The 15,740-nt window shown below is 70.1% G+C and carries 15 protein-coding genes; 10 read left to right on the plus strand and 5 right to left on the minus strand.

The features are described from left to right. Nucleotides 1-55: 55 nt before the first annotated feature. From JN22_RS26715 to trmFO, 6 genes are all read left to right on the plus strand, one after another. A complete protein-coding gene (locus tag JN22_RS26715; protein ID WP_085556778.1) occupies nucleotides 56-1,633 on the plus strand; it encodes a CYTH and CHAD domain-containing protein in 1,578 nt (525 codons plus the stop codon). A gap of 285 nt (nucleotides 1,634-1,918) precedes the next feature. Further along, nucleotides 1,919-4,771, plus strand: a complete 2,853-nt coding sequence (uvrA, locus tag JN22_RS26720) for an excinuclease ABC subunit UvrA (protein ID WP_085556779.1) — start codon at nucleotides 1,919-1,921, stop codon at nucleotides 4,769-4,771. Between the two features lie 61 nt (nucleotides 4,772-4,832). Continuing rightward, the gene (locus tag JN22_RS26725; protein WP_085556780.1) at nucleotides 4,833-5,063 is read left to right on the plus strand and encodes a hypothetical protein; all 231 of its coding nucleotides are present in this window, start codon (nucleotides 4,833-4,835) and stop codon (nucleotides 5,061-5,063) included. Nucleotides 5,064-5,170: 107 nt separating this feature from the next. Next, the gene (locus JN22_RS26730; protein WP_179166228.1) at nucleotides 5,171-5,476 is read left to right on the plus strand and encodes a nucleotidyltransferase family protein; all 306 of its coding nucleotides are present in this window, start codon (nucleotides 5,171-5,173) and stop codon (nucleotides 5,474-5,476) included. Next, nucleotides 5,464-5,871, plus strand: a complete 408-nt coding sequence (locus JN22_RS26735) for a nucleotidyltransferase substrate binding protein (protein WP_085556782.1) — start codon at nucleotides 5,464-5,466, stop codon at nucleotides 5,869-5,871. Before JN22_RS26730 ends, JN22_RS26735 begins: the two co-directional genes overlap by 13 nt. Nucleotides 5,872-5,925: 54 nt before the next feature. After that, a complete protein-coding gene (gene trmFO / locus JN22_RS26740; protein WP_085556783.1) occupies nucleotides 5,926-7,269 on the plus strand; it encodes a methylenetetrahydrofolate--tRNA-(uracil(54)-C(5))-methyltransferase (FADH(2)-oxidizing) TrmFO in 1,344 nt (447 codons plus the stop codon). A 26-nt stretch (nucleotides 7,270-7,295) separates the two neighbouring features. Here trmFO and JN22_RS26745 read toward each other — a convergent pair whose 3' ends face one another. Then, on the minus strand, nucleotides 7,296-8,150 hold the full coding sequence (locus tag JN22_RS26745) for a phytoene/squalene synthase family protein (protein ID WP_085556784.1): 855 nt from the start codon (nucleotides 8,148-8,150) through the stop codon (nucleotides 7,296-7,298). Nucleotides 8,151-8,273: 123 nt separating this feature from the next. On the opposite strand from JN22_RS26745, the gene JN22_RS26750 reads away from it, so the two are divergent. The 4 genes from JN22_RS26750 (at nucleotide 8,274) to JN22_RS26765 (ending at nucleotide 12,086) form a co-directional block, all read left to right on the plus strand. After that, nucleotides 8,274-9,158 (plus strand): squalene/phytoene synthase family protein, encoded by an 885-nt coding sequence (locus JN22_RS26750; RefSeq protein ID WP_085556785.1) that lies wholly within the window; start codon nucleotides 8,274-8,276, stop codon nucleotides 9,156-9,158. Nucleotides 9,159-9,204: 46 nt separating this feature from the next. Next, a complete protein-coding gene (gene hpnD / locus JN22_RS26755) occupies nucleotides 9,205-10,098 on the plus strand; it encodes a presqualene diphosphate synthase HpnD (protein ID WP_085556786.1) in 894 nt (297 codons plus the stop codon). Beyond that, complete coding sequence (hpnE, locus tag JN22_RS26760; RefSeq protein ID WP_143268456.1) at nucleotides 10,095-11,360, plus strand: hydroxysqualene dehydroxylase HpnE; 1,266 nt, start codon at nucleotides 10,095-10,097, stop codon at nucleotides 11,358-11,360. The genes hpnD and hpnE overlap by 4 nt, the downstream gene beginning before the upstream one ends. A 132-nt stretch (nucleotides 11,361-11,492) precedes the next feature. Continuing rightward, nucleotides 11,493-12,086: a superoxide dismutase gene (locus JN22_RS26765; protein ID WP_143268458.1), complete on the plus strand. Its 594-nt coding sequence runs from the start codon at nucleotides 11,493-11,495 to the stop codon at nucleotides 12,084-12,086. A 107-nt stretch (nucleotides 12,087-12,193) separates the two neighbouring features. On the opposite strand, the gene JN22_RS26770 is transcribed toward JN22_RS26765, so the two are convergent. From JN22_RS26770 to yajC, 4 genes are all read right to left on the minus strand, one after another. Then, nucleotides 12,194-12,571 (minus strand): Mth938-like domain-containing protein, encoded by a 378-nt coding sequence (locus JN22_RS26770; protein ID WP_085556787.1) that lies wholly within the window; start codon nucleotides 12,569-12,571, stop codon nucleotides 12,194-12,196. 19 nt (nucleotides 12,572-12,590) lie between these two features. After that, nucleotides 12,591-13,541, minus strand: a complete 951-nt coding sequence (gene secF / locus JN22_RS26775) for a protein translocase subunit SecF (RefSeq protein WP_085556788.1) — start codon at nucleotides 13,539-13,541, stop codon at nucleotides 12,591-12,593. An 11-nt stretch (nucleotides 13,542-13,552) separates the two neighbouring features. After that, entirely contained in the window at nucleotides 13,553-15,151 is a 1,599-nt protein-coding gene (gene secD, locus JN22_RS26780) for a protein translocase subunit SecD (protein ID WP_085556789.1), read from the minus strand. 67 nt (nucleotides 15,152-15,218) lie between these two features. Next, a complete protein-coding gene (gene yajC / locus JN22_RS26785; protein ID WP_085556790.1) occupies nucleotides 15,219-15,644 on the minus strand; it encodes a preprotein translocase subunit YajC in 426 nt (141 codons plus the stop codon). Nucleotides 15,645-15,740 lie beyond the last annotated feature (96 nt).

Consider the following 15,740-nt stretch of genomic DNA (forward strand, 5'->3'; position numbering starts at 1 on the left):
TCTTGGGGTATCCACGGATCCGGCCGCCAACGTCCGGACCGGGAGGATTTGCCGTTTGCCCCAAGCCAAGCCCGACACGGCCGCCAACAGCCAGCCCGGCGGAACCGCCTTCCGCGAGGTCGAGCTGAAGCTTCACGTCGCCCCGGCGGATCTCGCCCGCGTGGCGGCCCTGCCCGCCGTCCGCGAGCTGGCCGACGGACCGGCGGTGGTCAGCCATCTGCGCACCGTCTATTTCGACACGCCCGACCTGCGGCTGTTCGCCAACGGGGTCGCCTTCCGGGTGCGGCGCGACGGCGACCGCTTCATCCAGACGCTGAAGACCGTGAACAGCGCCACGCCCGGCGATTCGGCGGCGGTCGCGGTGCGCCGGGAATGGGAATGGGTGGTGGCCGGCGAGACGCCGGACTTCACCGTTCTGGCGGCGGAGGGGGTGGCCGGTCTGGTCCCCGCCGACGCGCGCGACGCCCTGCGTCCGCTGTTCGTCACCGAGTTCCGCCGCACCGCCGTGATGGTCCGCCCCGACGCGGCGACCACCATCGAGCTGGCGGTGGACGAGGGCCGCGTCACCGCCGGCACCGCCAGCGTGCCGATCAGCGAGGTCGAGCTGGAGCTGAAGGCCGGCCGCGTCGCCCGGCTGTTCGACCTCGCGCTGCGCCTGCAACGCGCCGTGCCGATGCGCATCGGCACGGAGAGCAAGGCGGAGCTGGGCCTGCGGCTGGTCACCGGGCGCCTGCCGCCGCCGGTCGGCTCGGAGCCGCTCGGCCTGTCTCCCGTCACCACGGTGGCGGAGGCCTACCGTCACATCGTCCGCCACGCGCTGCGCCAGTTCCTCGCCAACGAAGCCTGCGCGCTGGCCGGCGGCGACGTCGAGGGGCTGCACCGCATGCGCGTCGCGCTGCGCCGGCTGCGCATCGCCCACCGGCTGTTCGCGCCGCTGATCGGGTCGGTCGAGGCCGACCGGCTGGTCGCCGAAAGCCGGGCGATGGCCAAGCAGCTCGGCCCGGCGCGCGGCTGGGACGTGCTGCTGACCGGGGTCATCGACCCGCTGTCGGCCAACCCCAAGGCGCCGCCGGGCCTGCCGATCCTCGCCGCCGCCGCCCGCAGCGCCGGCGCCGGACCGGCCCGCCAGGCGGTCGCCGCCATCCTCGCCCCGCACGGCACCACCACCGTTCTGGGACTGGCCGCCTGGCTGGAGGACGGGCGCTGGCTGGCCAACGCCGGCAAGGACAGCCGGGCGGCGCTCGACGCCCCGGTCACGTCCGTCGCCGGCCCCTGGCTGTCGGCCCGCCTCGCCAAGCTGGGCAAGCCGGCCAAGCTGCCCGACGAGCCGAAGGAGCGCGAGAAGCTGCGCCGCCGCCTGCGCACGCTGCGCTACGTCGCCGAGTTCTTCCGCGGCCTCTACCCGGAATCCGCCACCCTGCCCTTCCTGGCGGCGCTCGATTCGCTGCTGGCGGCCCACGACGCCGACCACGACGCGGCAACCGGCCGCAAGATGCTGGCCGCCCTGCCCGGCGCCGACCCGCGGACCGTGGCGGCGGCCGTCGCCTGGATCGACCGGCAGGCCGACAAGCGGCGCAAGGCGCTGCCCGAGCTGTGGAAACGTTTTCGAGACACGCCGGTTTTCTGGACCTGACCCGCGCGCGGCGCCGTTGGGAACCGCCTGTCCGCCGCCTATATCGTCCCATCGGCCGAAGCGGGCATCGAGGAACGGGCGTAGGCACTTCGAGCCCTTCTCCCCTCGTGGGAGAAGGGTTGGGATGAGGGGGATTCGCCGCAGGCGAAAGAGAGAGTTTGCTTTGCCCCCTCACCCCACCCCCTCTCCCTCGGGGGAGAGGGGCTTTCAAAGTGCATATGGCCCCCTCACCGCCCGCATGAAGCCGCTTTCCAACCGGATCGGCTTCGAGTAAAAGAACAACCCATGAACAAGTACATCAGCGTCCGCGGCGCGCGGGAACACAACCTGAAGAACGTCGATGTGGACCTGCCGCGCGACGAACTGATCGTCATCACCGGCCTGTCGGGGTCCGGCAAGTCGTCGCTGGCCTTCGACACCATCTACGCCGAGGGGCAGCGCCGCTACGTCGAGAGCCTGTCGGCCTACGCGCGCCAGTTCCTGGAGCTGATGCAGAAGCCCGACGTCGATTCGATCGAGGGGCTGTCGCCGGCCATATCGATCGAGCAGAAGACGACGTCGAAGAATCCGCGCTCCACCGTCGGCACGGTGACCGAGATCTACGACTACATGCGCCTGCTGTGGGCGCGGGTCGGCATCCCCTACTCGCCGGCGACCGGCCTGCCGATCGAAAGCCAGACGGTCAGCCAGATGGTCGACCGCATCATGGCGATGCCGGAGGGCACCCGCCTGCTGCTGCTGGCCCCCTTCGTGCGCGGCCGCAAGGGCGAGTACAAGAAGGAGATCCAGGATCTCCGCAAGCGCGGCTTCCAGCGCGTCCGCGTCGACGGCACCATGCACGAGATCGACGAGGTGCCGGCGCTCAACAAGAAGCTGAAGCACGACATCGAGGTGGTGGTCGACCGCATCGTGGTGCGCGAGGGGCTGGGCAACCGCCTGGCCGATTCGCTGGAGACCGCGCTGGGTCTGGCCGACGGCATCGTCTGGGTCGAGAACGCCGAGACCAACGAGCAGACCGTCTTCTCGCAGAAATTCGCCTGCCCGGTGTCCGGCTTCACGATTCCGGAGATCGAGCCGCGCCTGTTCTCCTTCAACAACCCGTTCGGCTCCTGCCCGGCCTGCGAGGGTCTGGGCAGCAAGATCTATTTCGACCCGATGCTGGTCGTCCCCGACGAGCGGCTGACGCTCGGCAAGGGCGCCATAGCACCCTGGGCCGGCTCGACCTCCAAATACTACGACCAGACGCTGGAGAGCATCGCCCAGCACTTCAACGTGTCGATGGGCACGCCGTGGGAAGAACTGCCGGAGACGGTCCGCCAGACCATCCTCTACGGGTCGGGCGGCACCGCCATCACCATGACCTACGACGACGGGCTGCGCAGCTACCAGACCAACAAGCCGTTCGAGGGCATCGTCACCAACCTGGAGCGCCGCTACCGGGAGACCGAGAGCGCCTGGATGCGCGACGAGCTGTCGAAGTACCAGTCCTCCCAGCCCTGCGAGGTCTGCAAGGGCGCCCGACTGAAGCCGGAGGCGCTGGCCGTCAAGGTGAACGGCCACCACATCTCGCAGGCGGCGGAAATGTCGATCTCCGACGCGGCGGCGTGGTTCGGCGGGCTGAACGAGCATCTGCGCCCGAAGGACCGCGAGATCGCCTATCGCATCCTGAAGGAGATCAACGAGCGGCTGGGTTTCCTCAACGCGGTCGGGCTGGAATACCTCACGCTCAGCCGCGGCTCCGGCACGCTCTCCGGCGGCGAGAGCCAGCGCATCCGCCTGGCCTCGCAGATCGGCTCCGGCCTGACCGGCGTGCTCTATGTGCTGGACGAGCCGTCGATCGGCCTGCACCAGCGCGACAACGACCGGCTGCTGGAGACGCTGAAGCGGCTGCGCGACATCGGCAACACCGTCGTCGTCGTCGAGCATGACGAGGACGCCATCCGCAGCGCCGACTATCTGGTCGACATGGGCCCCGGCGCCGGCCAGCACGGCGGCAACGTCATCGCCCAGGGCACGCCGGAGGAGGTCCAGAAGAACCCCGACAGCGTCACCGCCCAGTTCCTCAACGGCACCCGCTTCGTCCCCATCCCCGACGAGCGCCGCCCCGGCCATCCCGGCCAGTTCCTGGAGGTGACCGGCGCCCGCGCCAACAACCTGCGGAACGTTTCGACGAAGATTCCGCTCGGCACCTTCACCTGCGTGACCGGCGTGTCGGGCGGCGGCAAGTCCACCCTGATCATCGAGACTCTCTACAAGGCCGTCGCCCGCAAGCTGATGGGCGCCCGCGAGCACCCGGCCGAGCACGACACGGTGATGGGGCTGGAGCATCTCGACAAGGTGATCGACATCGACCAGTCGCCGATCGGCCGCACCCCGCGCTCGAACCCGGCGACCTACACCGGGGCCTTCACGCCGATGCGCGACTGGTTCGCCGGCCTGCCGGAGGCCAAGGCGCGCGGCTACGGCCCCGGCCGCTTCTCCTTCAACGTCAAGGGCGGGCGCTGCGAGGCGTGCCAGGGCGACGGCGTCATCAAGATCGAGATGCACTTCCTGCCCGACGTCTACGTGACCTGCGACGTCTGCCACGGCAAGCGCTACAACCGCGAGACGCTGGAGGTCACCTACCGCGACAAGACCATCGCCGACGTGCTCGACATGACGGTCGAGGAGGGCAAGGAGTTCTTCAAGGCGGTGCCCGGCATCCGCGACAAGCTCGACACGCTGGAGCGGGTGGGGCTCGGCTACATCCACATCGGGCAGGCGGCGACCACCCTGTCGGGCGGCGAGGCGCAGCGCGTCAAGCTTTCCAAGGAACTCAGCCGCCGCGCCACCGGCCGCACCCTCTACATCCTCGACGAGCCGACGACGGGCCTGCACTTCGCCGACGTCGAGAAGCTGATGGAGGTGCTTCACGCGCTGGTCGACCAGGGCAACACGGTGCTGGTGATCGAGCACAATCTGGAGGTCATCAAGACCGCCGACTGGATCATCGACCTCGGGCCGGAGGGCGGCACCGGCGGCGGCGAGATCGTGGCGGAGGGCACGCCGGAGGATGTGGCGAAGGTCAAGCGCAGCTACACCGGCCGCTATCTGGCCCCCTACCTGAAGGCGAAGCCCAAGTCGCGAAAGAGGGCGTGAACAAACAGAGGCTCGGCGGTGTTTCCCGGTCATTGTTCGCTCTGAAACGAGGAGACGAGGAATGACCAGGACGCTTCTGACCGGTGTCGGCGCCGCCATGGGCGCCGCCCTCCTGCTGGCCGCCTGCGGGTCCGACGGCAGCAGCACCAGCACGACGACCACCACCACCACGACCCCGAACTACGGATCGAGCACGGTCGTCACGCCGGCTCCCTCGGGTTCGGCCACCGTCGTGACCCCGGCCCCGTCCTCGACCACCGTCGAGCGCCGCACGACGACCAAGACGGAGTGAGGGGCGGACACGCTCCGCCCGTTATCGCGGCCGGCCCCGTGCGGAACGGGGCCGGCCGTTTTCGTTGGGAAGGGCTGACGGCCCGGTTCCGTGCTATGATCCTTCCCATGATGAACGACGTCCGCCTGCGCGCGCTCGACACCGTCAAGTGGATCCTGTTCGACCGGCTTGCGGGACATCCCGCGCGCGTGTACCTGTTCGGTTCCTGCGCGCGCGGCAACCCGCGCCACTGGAGCGACATCGACGTCGCCATCGAACCGTCCGAACCGCTGCCGGCCGGCCTGCTCGCGGACATCGACGAGGATCTGGAAGAGAGCACGGTGCCTTATTTCGTCGATGTGGTGAATCTCGCGACGGCAAGGCCCGAACTCCGCGATACGGTCAGGCGGGAGGGCGTCGAATGGACCCGCTAGAGCGGAAGCTGGACAACGCGGGGCTGGCCTTGCGGCGTTTCCAGGAGATCCTGACGCACCCGGTCGACGAGATCGTGCGGGATTCGGCGATCCTCCGTTTCACCCTGGCGACCGAGACGGCCTGGAAGGCGGCCCGCGCCGTGATCGCGGAACGGGCCGGGCCGGAACGCCTGACCTCCGCCAGCCCCAAGGCGATCGTGCGCGAAAGCCAGATCGCCGGCCTGTTGACCGAGGCGCAGGCGGAAGCGGCCCTCGGCATGATGAACGACCGCAACCTGACGGTTCACACCTACGACGAGGAGAAGGCCAACGAGCTGTTCTCCCGCCTGCCCGGCCACGCGGCGCTCATCGACGCGTGGTTGACGGCCATGCGCAGCGGTGCGACAGGCTTCTAGCCGACGCCGGCTTTCACACCCTCCGTTCTTCGCCTCTGTTTTCTGGAAAGATTCATGACCGACACCCTTCGCCCCGTCCATGTCATCGGCGGCGGTCTCGCCGGATCCGAGGCCGCGTGGCAGCTCGCCTCGCGCGGCGTGCCCGTGGTCCTGCACGAGATGCGGCCCGTCCGCAAGACCGACGCCCACGACACCGACAAGCTGGCGGAACTGGTCTGCTCCAACTCCTTCCGCTCCGACGACGCCGAGTACAACGCGGTCGGGCTGCTGCACGAGGAGATGCGGCGCTGCGGCTCGCTGATCCTGCGCTGCGCCGACGCCCACAAGGTGCCGGCCGGCGGGGCGCTCGCCATGGACCGCGACGGCTTCGCCGGCGCCGTGACCGAGGCGATCACCGGCCATCCCCTCATCACCGTCGAGCGCGGCGAGATCGCCGGCCTGCCGCCCGAGGAATGGGACAGCGTCATCGTCGCCACCGGCCCGCTGACCTCGCCGCCGCTGGCCGAGGCGATCCGCGCCTTCACCGGCGAGGAATCGCTGGCCTTCTTCGACGCCATCGCCCCCATCGTCTATCTGGAGAGCGTCGACCTGTCGAAGGCGTGGTTCCAGTCGCGCTACGACAAGCCCGGCCCCGGCGGCACCGGCAAGGACTACATCAACTGCGCCTTCGAGAAGGACGAGTACCGCGCCTTCATCGACGCGCTGATCGCCGGCGAGAAGACCGACTTCAAGGAGTGGGAGAAGAACACGCCCTACTTCGAGGGCTGCCTGCCGATCGAGGTGATGGCGGAGCGCGGCGTCGATACCCTGCGCTACGGCCCGATGAAGCCGGTCGGCCTGACCAACCCGCACAAGCCGGAACGCCGTCCCTACGCCGTCGTCCAGCTTCGCCAGGACAACGCGTTGGGCACCCTCTACAACCTCGTCGGCTTCCAGACCAAGCTGCGCCACGCCGAGCAGACGCGCATCTTCCGCATGATCCCCGGCCTGGAGAAGGCCGAGTTCGCGCGGCTGGGCGGCCTGCACCGCAACACCTTCCTGAACAGCCCGCGCCTGCTCGACGGCGCCCTGCGCCTGAAGGCGCAGCCGCGCCTGCGCTTCGCCGGTCAGGTGACGGGCTGCGAGGGCTACGTGGAGAGCGCGGCCGTCGGCCTGCTCGCCGGCCGCTTCGCCTCGGCCGAACGTCTGGGCCAGCCCATCGTCAACCCGCCGGTCACGACCGCGCTGGGCGCGATTCTCGGCCACATCACCGGCGGCGCGGAGGCCGAGACCTTCCAGCCGATGAACGTCAATTTCGGCCTGTTCCCGCCGGTGGACGAGAAGATCCGCGGGCGCGACCGCAAGCTGGCCTACACCCGCCGCGCCCTGGCCGACCTCGACGGCTGGCTGGCGGCCTGACCGCCCGGCCCGTCCGACCGCCGTCGTCAGTACGCCCCGCGCACCGCCGCCCAGCCCAGCCGCAGCTGACGGAACGGGTTGGGCAGCAGCACGCGCGGGGCAAAGGGATCGTTGCCCTCCCGCGCGAGAACGCCGAGATGCAACTCGGCCAGCACCGCCGGCAGCAGGGCCGGCACGGCGGCGCGCGGCACCGAGCGGCGCAGCTTGCGCGCCTCGCCCAGATGCTTGCGCGCCACCAGCGCGACGTCGCCCACCACCGGCCGCAGCTCGGGCGTGGAGCGCAGTTCGAACAGGTCGTGCGACCGTGCCCCCTGCCGCGCCATCAGGTCGGCGGGCAGCAACTGCCGGTGCTGGCGCGCCAGGAAGGGCACGGCGCGCAGGATGCCGGCCAGGGCGTAGGCGATGCCGACATGGCGCCCGGCGGCCATCGCCGCCTCGTCGCGCACGCCCAGGATCTCCAGCGCCAGTTGGACCAGCGGCGCCCCGGTGACCTCGGCGTAGTTGACCAGACAGGTCAGGTCGGCCGGCGGCGTGTCGTCGAGGTCGGCCTCGCGCGCGTCGATCAGCCGGTCGAACAGGGCGCGGCTCAACCCCAGGCTCCGCGCCGCTTCCGCCAGCGGATCCATCACCGCGTGGCGGGGTACGGGTCCGTCCCCATAGACAGCCTCGATGCCGTCGCGCCAAAATTGGAGCCGCATCTGCCCCATGATCGGCTCGCTGACCACCTCGCGGGTCTTGGCGATCTCCAGATTGAAGGCGTGCAACGCGAACAGGGCTTCGCGCCGGTCCGCCGGGGCGAAGAGACCTGCCAGAAAGTGATCGTTGTCATACTTCCGGACCTCCCGTCCGCAATAAGACAGGTCGGTGGTCGTCTTCGCCATGTGAAACCCGGATGGAAAAAGAGGGGTGGATCGCGGTGAGGCGGCGGTCAAAGCTTGAGTCCACGCCTATATGAAGCACACTCGATCGCACCGCCAGTCCCGACGCGCAGCAGGCAGGGCCCCATGACGGATTTCAACACGGACTTCAACACCGCCCCGGCGAAACCCCGCAGGCCGAGCCCGATCGCCCGCAAGGACGAGAGCACGGAAAACTTCCCGGTCGCGTCGCGCCTGCTGCCGAAGCAGTTGCGCCCGCACGTCATCGCCTTCTACCGCTTCCTGCGGCTGGCCGACGACATCGCCGACGACATGGATCTGGAGCCGGAGACCAAGCTGGCCTATCTGGAGGCGCTGGAACGCGCCCTGACCTCGGGGCAGGCCAAGCACGCCTACCTGAAGCCGGCGCTCGACCTGCGCGACAGCCTGAAGGCGACCGGGGTCAGCGACCGCCACGCCCGGCAGGTGCTGCGCGCCTTCCGCCGCGACGCCGTCGGCGCCCGCTGCCACAGCTGGAGCGACCTGCTGCTCTATTGCCGCTTCTCCGCCAACCCGGTCGGGCGCTACCTGCTGGAGCTGCATGGCGAGGGGGTGGCCGCCGGCCCGGCGTCCGACGCGCTGTGCTCGGCCCTCCAGGTGCTGAACCATCTTCAGGACGCGCGCGAGGACTGGTCGCAGCTCGGCCGCTGCTACATCCCGCTGACCTGGTTCGAGGAGGCCGGCGTCAGCGTCGAGCGGCTGGTGGAGCATGAGAGCGATCCCCGCCTGCGCGCCATCTTCGACCAGGCGCTGGAGCACACCGACCGCCTGCTGGAGCGCGCCGCCCCCCTGCCCGGCCTGATCCAGCATCGCGGCCTGCGGATGGAGGCGTCGGTCATCCTCAGCCTCGCGCAATCGCTGTCGCAGCGGCTGAAGGCCCGCGACCCGATGAAGGCGCGGGTCGTGCTGGGTCCGCACCACAAGCTGGTCGCCGTGGCGCGGGGGCTGGCGCGAAGCTTCTCCGCCTCCTAAACTTCCGGGCCGCGTTCGTCCGAACGCCCGGCCCGGGAAGATCCGCATGACGCCTCCGCTGTCCGATTCGTCTCCGCCCCCGTCCACCGACACGCCCTCGGCGGTGGCGGAGCGGTCGGGAAGCAGCTTCTATTGGCCGATGCGGCTGCTGCCGGCGTCCAAGCGCGCCGCGATGTTCGCCATCTACGCCTTCTGCCGGCGCGTCGACGACATCGCCGACGAGCCGGGCGATCCGACGGAAAAGCGCGACGCGCTGGATTGCTGGCGGCGCACGATTCGCGGCCTCTATTCCGGCGACGCGCCGACCGGCCCGCTGCCCGCCGCGCTGAAGGGCGCCATCGACCGCTACGGCCTGCCCCGCGCCGAGTTCGAGGCGGTGATCGACGGCATGGCGATGGATGTCGGCGGCGATGCCGGCGGCGGGCTGCGGGCGCCCGGCCTGCCCACCCTGCGCCTCTATTGCCGCCGCGTCGCCGGGGCCGTCGGCATGCTGGCGATCCGCGTCTTCGACCGCGCCGACCCGGCGACCGAGGCCTTCGCGCTGGCGCTCGGCGAGGCGCTGCAACTGACCAACATCCTGCGCGACCTCGCCGAGGACGCGGCGCTCGGCCGCCTCTACCTGCCGCGCGAACTGCTGGACGCCGCCGGGATCGGCACGGACGTGCCGGACGAGGCGCTGGCCCATCCCGGACTGCCCCACGCCTGCGAGGCGCTGGCCGAGCTGGCGGAAACCCGCTTCGCCGAGGCGCGGGCGGCCATCGCGGGGACGGCGCGCGGCTCGCTGTGGGCGGCCGTCGCCATGATGGTTCTCTACCACCGGCTGCTGCGGCGCCTGCGGGCGCGGGGCTGGAGCGATCCGGCGGTCCGTGTCCGGCTCGGCCGGCGCGAAAGCGCCTGGGTAGCGTTGCGCTGCCTGATCGGCGTGCCGCCCGCCGCGTGACCGCCCCGCCTTCTCCCAACGCCGGAACGGTGCATGTGATCGGCGCCGGGCTCGCCGGCCTGTCGGCCGCCCTCCGTCTGGCCGAGGCGGGGCGACGCGTCGTCCTGCACGAGCAGGCCCCCCAGGCCGGCGGGCGCTGCCGCTCCTTCCACGACGCCACGCTCGACCGGACGCTCGACAACGGCAGCCACATGGTCCTCGGCGGCAACCGGGCGCTGCTGGATTACGCACGCCGGATCGGGGGGGCCGGCGCGCTGACGGAACTTCGCCCGGCCGCCTTTCCCTTCCTCGACCTGCGCGACGGCGCCGCCTGGACCCTGCGGCCCGGCGGGCTCTGGCTGTTCGACGAGGCGCGGCGGGTGCCGGGAAGCCGGCCCTGGCAGTATCTCGCCGCGCTGCGCGCCGTGCTGGCCGGTCCGGCGGCGGCGCTGGACGCGGTTCTGCCTCCGCACGGCCCGCTGCACGGCCGGCTGTGGGCTCCGCTGGCGGTGTCGGCGATGAACGGCCCGACCGCGCGGGTGTCGGCCCGCCTGTTCGGCGCGGTGATGCGGGAGACCCTGCTGCGCGGCGAGGCGGCCTGCCGGCCGGTGATCGCCGCGCAAGGGCTGTCCGCCGCCTTCGTCGATCCGGCCCTGAACCGCCTCGCGACGCTCGGCTGCGAGGTCCGGTTCGGCGCGCGCGTGGACGGACTGCGTTTCGACGGCGGCCGGCTGGCCGGGTTGTCCATCGCAGGCTCCGGTTTCGACCTTGGGCGGATGGATTCCGTCATCCTCGCGACGCCGGCCTGGGTGGCCGGGCGGCTGGTGCCGGGGCTGTCCGTGCCGCCGCCCGGCCCGGCCATCGTCAACGTCCATTACCGCTTCGACGGGCCGGTGAGCCTGCCGGGCGGGCTCCCCTTTCTCGCGCTGGTCGGCGGGCGGGCGGAATGGCTGTTCGCGCGCGGCGACGTGCTGTCGGTCACCGTCAGCGACGCCGACGCCCTGGCCGACCAGCCGGCCGACGCCATCGCCGCCCGCCTGTGGAGCGACGTCGCGGCGGCCCTGCGACTCGATGTCCCGATTCGCCCCTTCCGGGTGGTCAAGGAGCGCCGGGCGACCCCCGATCAGGCGCCCGACTCGGTGCGGCGCCGCCCGCCCGCCCGCTCCCGCTGGAGCAACCTCGCCCTGGCCGGAGACTGGACGGACACAGGACTTCCAGCCACCCTGGAGGCCGCGGTGCGCTCCGGCGACCGGGCGGCGGCGCTGCTTCTCGCCAAGCCCTAGCCTCTTTCTCTCAGTCTGGAGCCATTCCAGCCTTCACTTTGCCGCGCCGTCGGCCTATCTGGACGGGTGGATGGGCCAGGCCCGCAAAGCCAAGCTCGGAAGTGCATCCAAAAAAGAGAGAGGGTATTCAAGATGGCGTTCGAACTTCCGCCGCTCCCCTACGCGTACGACGCTCTGGAGCCGTACATCTCGTCGCAGACCCTGCATCTGCACCACGACAAGCACCACCAGACCTACGTCACCAACCTGAACAACCTGACCAAGGACAGCCCGCTGGCCAACGCCAGCCTGGAGGAGGTCATCAAGGCCTCGGCTGGCGACGCCTCGAAGGTCGGCATCTTCAACAACGCCGCGCAGGTGTGGAACCACACCTTCTTCTGGCAGTGCCTGAAGAAGGACGGCGGCACCATCCCGGCCGCCCTGGAAGCCCGTCTGGTCGCCGATTTCGGCAGCGTCGAGAAGTTCAAGGAAGAGCTGACCCAGGCCGCCCTGACCCAGTTCGGCTCGGGCTGGGCCTGGCTGTACGAGGAGGGCGGCAAGCTGAAGGTCGGCAAGACCGGCAACGCCGACACCCCGCTGGCGCACGGCCAGAAGCCGCTGTTCACCATCGACGTGTGGGAGCACGCCTACTACGTCGATTTCCAGAACCGCCGCGCCGACTTCGTGAAGGCCGTCATCGACAACCTCGCGAACTGGGACTTCGCCGCCGAGCAGCTCGCGGCCTGATCCCGACGGCCTGACCGCGAGGTCGCGCTGAAAACGCGCTGAAAAACGCGAAGGCGCCCCCGACCGGGGGCGCCTTCGTCGTTTCGGACGGGATGAACGCGGAGCGGTCAGACCGGCAGCAGCGCCGCCGCCACCCGCCGGCCCTCGGCCAGCAGCACGTTGTAGGTGCGGCAGGCCGCCCCGCTGTCCATGAACTCCACCACGATGCCGGCCCCGCGCAGCTCCTGGCGGAGCGCCTTCGACACCAGCTTCATGGTCGGGCCGGTGCCGAGCAGCAGCAGTTCCACCTTCGGCTCCGCCTCCAGCACCGCCGCGAAGTCGGCGGCGGTCAGCGCCGCCGCGTCGGTGGCGGTCCAGGGCAGCGTGCGGTCGGGCAGCACGATGACCGCGCCGACACGCCACTGACTCGACACGCAAAACTGCCCCTCGCCATAGCCGTCGATGACCTGACGGTCGGACGGGATGATCGGCGTGATGTCGGCCATGGCTGGATCCTGTCTTCCGTTACGGCGTCGTCGCCGCGTTGGAGGCGGCGGCCTCCGGCGCGCCGCGGCGCAGGCGGTTCTCGCCCAGGAACAGCAAGATGGGGGCGGCGATGAAGATCGACGAGGTCGTCGCGATGAACACGCCGAGCAGCAGCACGATTCCGAAATCCTGCAACGCCTCGCCGCCGAACAGCGCCAGCGGGATGACCGACAGGAAGGTGCACATCGAGGTGCCGACGGTGCGGTTCAGCGTCTCGTTGATCGACAGGTCGATCAGGTCGCGCAGCGGCATCTTCTTGTAGATGCGCAGGTTCTCGCGCATCCGGTCGTAGACCACGACCTTGTCGTTGATCGAGTAGCCCATGATCGTCAGGATCGCCGCGATCGCCGTCAGGTTGAACTGCATGCCGGTGATGGCGTAGAAGCCGATGATCTTGGTGATGTCGAGCAGCAGCGTCACCACCGCGCCCAGGCCGAACTGCCATTCGAAGCGGAACCAGATGTAGATCAGCATCGCCACCATGGCGAGGCCCATCGCCAGCATGCCGTTGGCGAACAGCTCCGAGCTGACCGAGGCGCCGACCGCCTCGACGCGGCGGACCTGGGTGCCCGGCAGGATCTGGGCCAGCGAGGCGCGCACCTTGTCGGCGGCCACCTGCTGGGCGGCGTCGTCGCCCGGCTGGCGCTCCAGCCGGATCAGCACGTCCTGCGGCGAGCCGAACTCCTGCAACGCCACCTGCCCCATGCCCAGCTCGCCCAGCGAGTGGCGCAGCGAGGCGAAGTCGGCGGCCTGCGGGGTGCGGGCCTCGATGACGATGCCGCCCTGGAAGTCGATGCCGTAGTTCAGGCCCGGATGGAAGAACAGGACGATCGAGGCGATCGACAGGAACGCCGAGGTCAGCAGGCCGGCGAACCGGCCGTTCATGAACGGGATCTTGGTGTCGTCGGGGACGAGGCGGAGGTGGAACATGGATCGTCCTCTCAAACCGGCAGCGCGGCGGGCCGCGTGCGGCGCAGCCACGTCACCATCATCAGGCGCACCAGCACCGTCGCGGTGAACATGGAGATCAGGATGCCGAAGGTGATGGTGACGGCGAAGCCCTTGATGGCGCCGGTGCCGAAGATGAACAGCAAGGCCATCTTGAGCGCCGTCGTCAGGTTCGAATCGACGATGGTGCTGTAGGCGCGGCTGAAGCCGGCCTCCATCGAGGCGAAGACGCCCCGGCCCTTCCTCGTTTCCTCGCGGATGCGCTCGTTGATCAGGATGTTGGCGTCCACCGCGAGGCCGAGCGACAGCAGCACGCCGGCGATGCCGGGCAGCGTCAGCGTCGCCTGGAGCATCGACAGCGCCGCCAGCGTCAGCACGAGGTTGACCAGCAGGGCGAAGCAGGCGAAGGAACCGAACAGCCCGTAGGACGCGATCATGTAGATGCAGACCATGACGAAGCCGACCATCACGGCGGTCAGGCCGGCGCGGATGGAATCGGCGCCGAGGTCGGGCCCGACCGTGCGTTCCTCGATCACCTTCAGCGGCGCCGGCAGGGCGCCGGCGCGCAGCAGCACGGCAAGGTCGTTGGCGGTGGCGGCGGAGAAGTTGCCGCTGATCTGGCCGCGCCCGCCGGTGATCGGCTCGCGGATGACCGGCGCGCTGATGACCTTGTTGTCCAGCACGATGGCGAAGGGGCGGCCGACATTCGCCTTGGTGATCTCGGCGAAGCGGTTGGCGCCGGCGCTGTTGAACTCGAAGTTCACCACCCATTCGCCGGTCTGCGAGTTGGTCGAGGCCGACGCGTTCTTCAGCGTGGCGCCGTCGACCTCGACCTTCTTGCGGATGACGTAGGTGGTCTGGAACCGCTCGCCCTCGGCCGACGGCAGGATCTCGGAGCCCGGAGGGGCGCGGCCGGTCGAGGGGTCGGCGTTGGTGTCGACCAGACGGAAGGTCATCTTCGCCGTGGTGCCGAGCAGCCGCTTGACGCGGTCGGGATCCTCGACGCCGGGAAGCTGGACCAGGATGCGGTCGTTGCCCTGGCGGGCGATGGTCGGCTCGTTGACGCCGGTCTCGTCGATGCGGCGGCGGACGATCTCGATCGACTGCTCGATGGCCTGCGTCGCGCGGTCGCGCAGCGCCACCTCGCTCAGCTGGACCGTCACCGTGCTGCCGTTGGCGCTCACCGTCAGGTCAGGCTGGCCGCCGCCGAGCGCCGTGCCGCCGACCGGGCTGGCGAGGCCGCGCAGAGCCTTCACCGCCTCGTCGGCCTGGGCCGGGTCGCGGAGCTGGACGGTCACGGCGCGCTCGCCGGGGTTGATCGCGGTGTAGCCGACGTTGGCGGTGCGCAGCTGCTGCCGCGCCCCGTCCACCAGCCCCTCGACGCGGTCGCGGATGACCGCGCCCATGTCGACTTCGAGCAGCAGATGCGATCCGCCGCGCAGGTCGAGACCCAGCGACACCTTGCTGTGGGCGTACCAGCCGGGCAGGTGCGCCAGCGTGTCACGGCCGAGGAAGTTCGGCAGCATCATGACGAAGCCGGCGGCGCAGATCGCCACGATCGTGTAAATCTTCCAACGCGAAAAATACAGCATGCGTCACTCGAATCCGATTCGACGACCGGCGCGCTGGTGACCGGCGCCGGCCCTGTTTGCGCCGGTCTTACTTGCGGCCGAACAGCTTGCCGATGCCGCCGGCGGCCGGGGTCTCGGCGGGCTTGGCCTCGCCCTCGGCGGCGGCCGGGGTGGCGCCGTCGCCGCCCTTGCCGGCCGGCTCGGTCTTGGCCAGCACGAGGTTGACCGTGGAGCGGACGCAGCGGACGCGGACATTCTCGGCGATCTCGACGGTCAGCTCGTCGTCGGCGCCGACCTTGGTCACGGTGCCGATGATGCCGCCGCCGGTCACGACGCGGTCGCCGCGGCGGATGTTGCCCAGCATCGCCTTGTGCTCCTTCATCTTCTTCTGCTGGGGGCGGATCAGCAGGAAGTAGAAGACGACGAAGATCAGAATCAGCGGCAGGAATTGCACGAGCATGTCGCTGCCGCCAGCCGGCGCCGCGGTCTGTGCATAAGCCGTCGAAACGAACATCAGGGAGCTCCTTTTGGTTTGGTCCCGGCGCGGGTTCGGCGGACCGCCGGGACGCCGCGACTATAGCCGCCCATGCCCCGGATGCAACGGTGATGC

Origin of the sequence: Azospirillum agricola (assembly GCF_020005195.1) — a bacterium.
In the GTDB taxonomy this organism is placed as follows: Bacteria; Pseudomonadota; Alphaproteobacteria; order Azospirillales; family Azospirillaceae; genus Azospirillum; species Azospirillum agricola.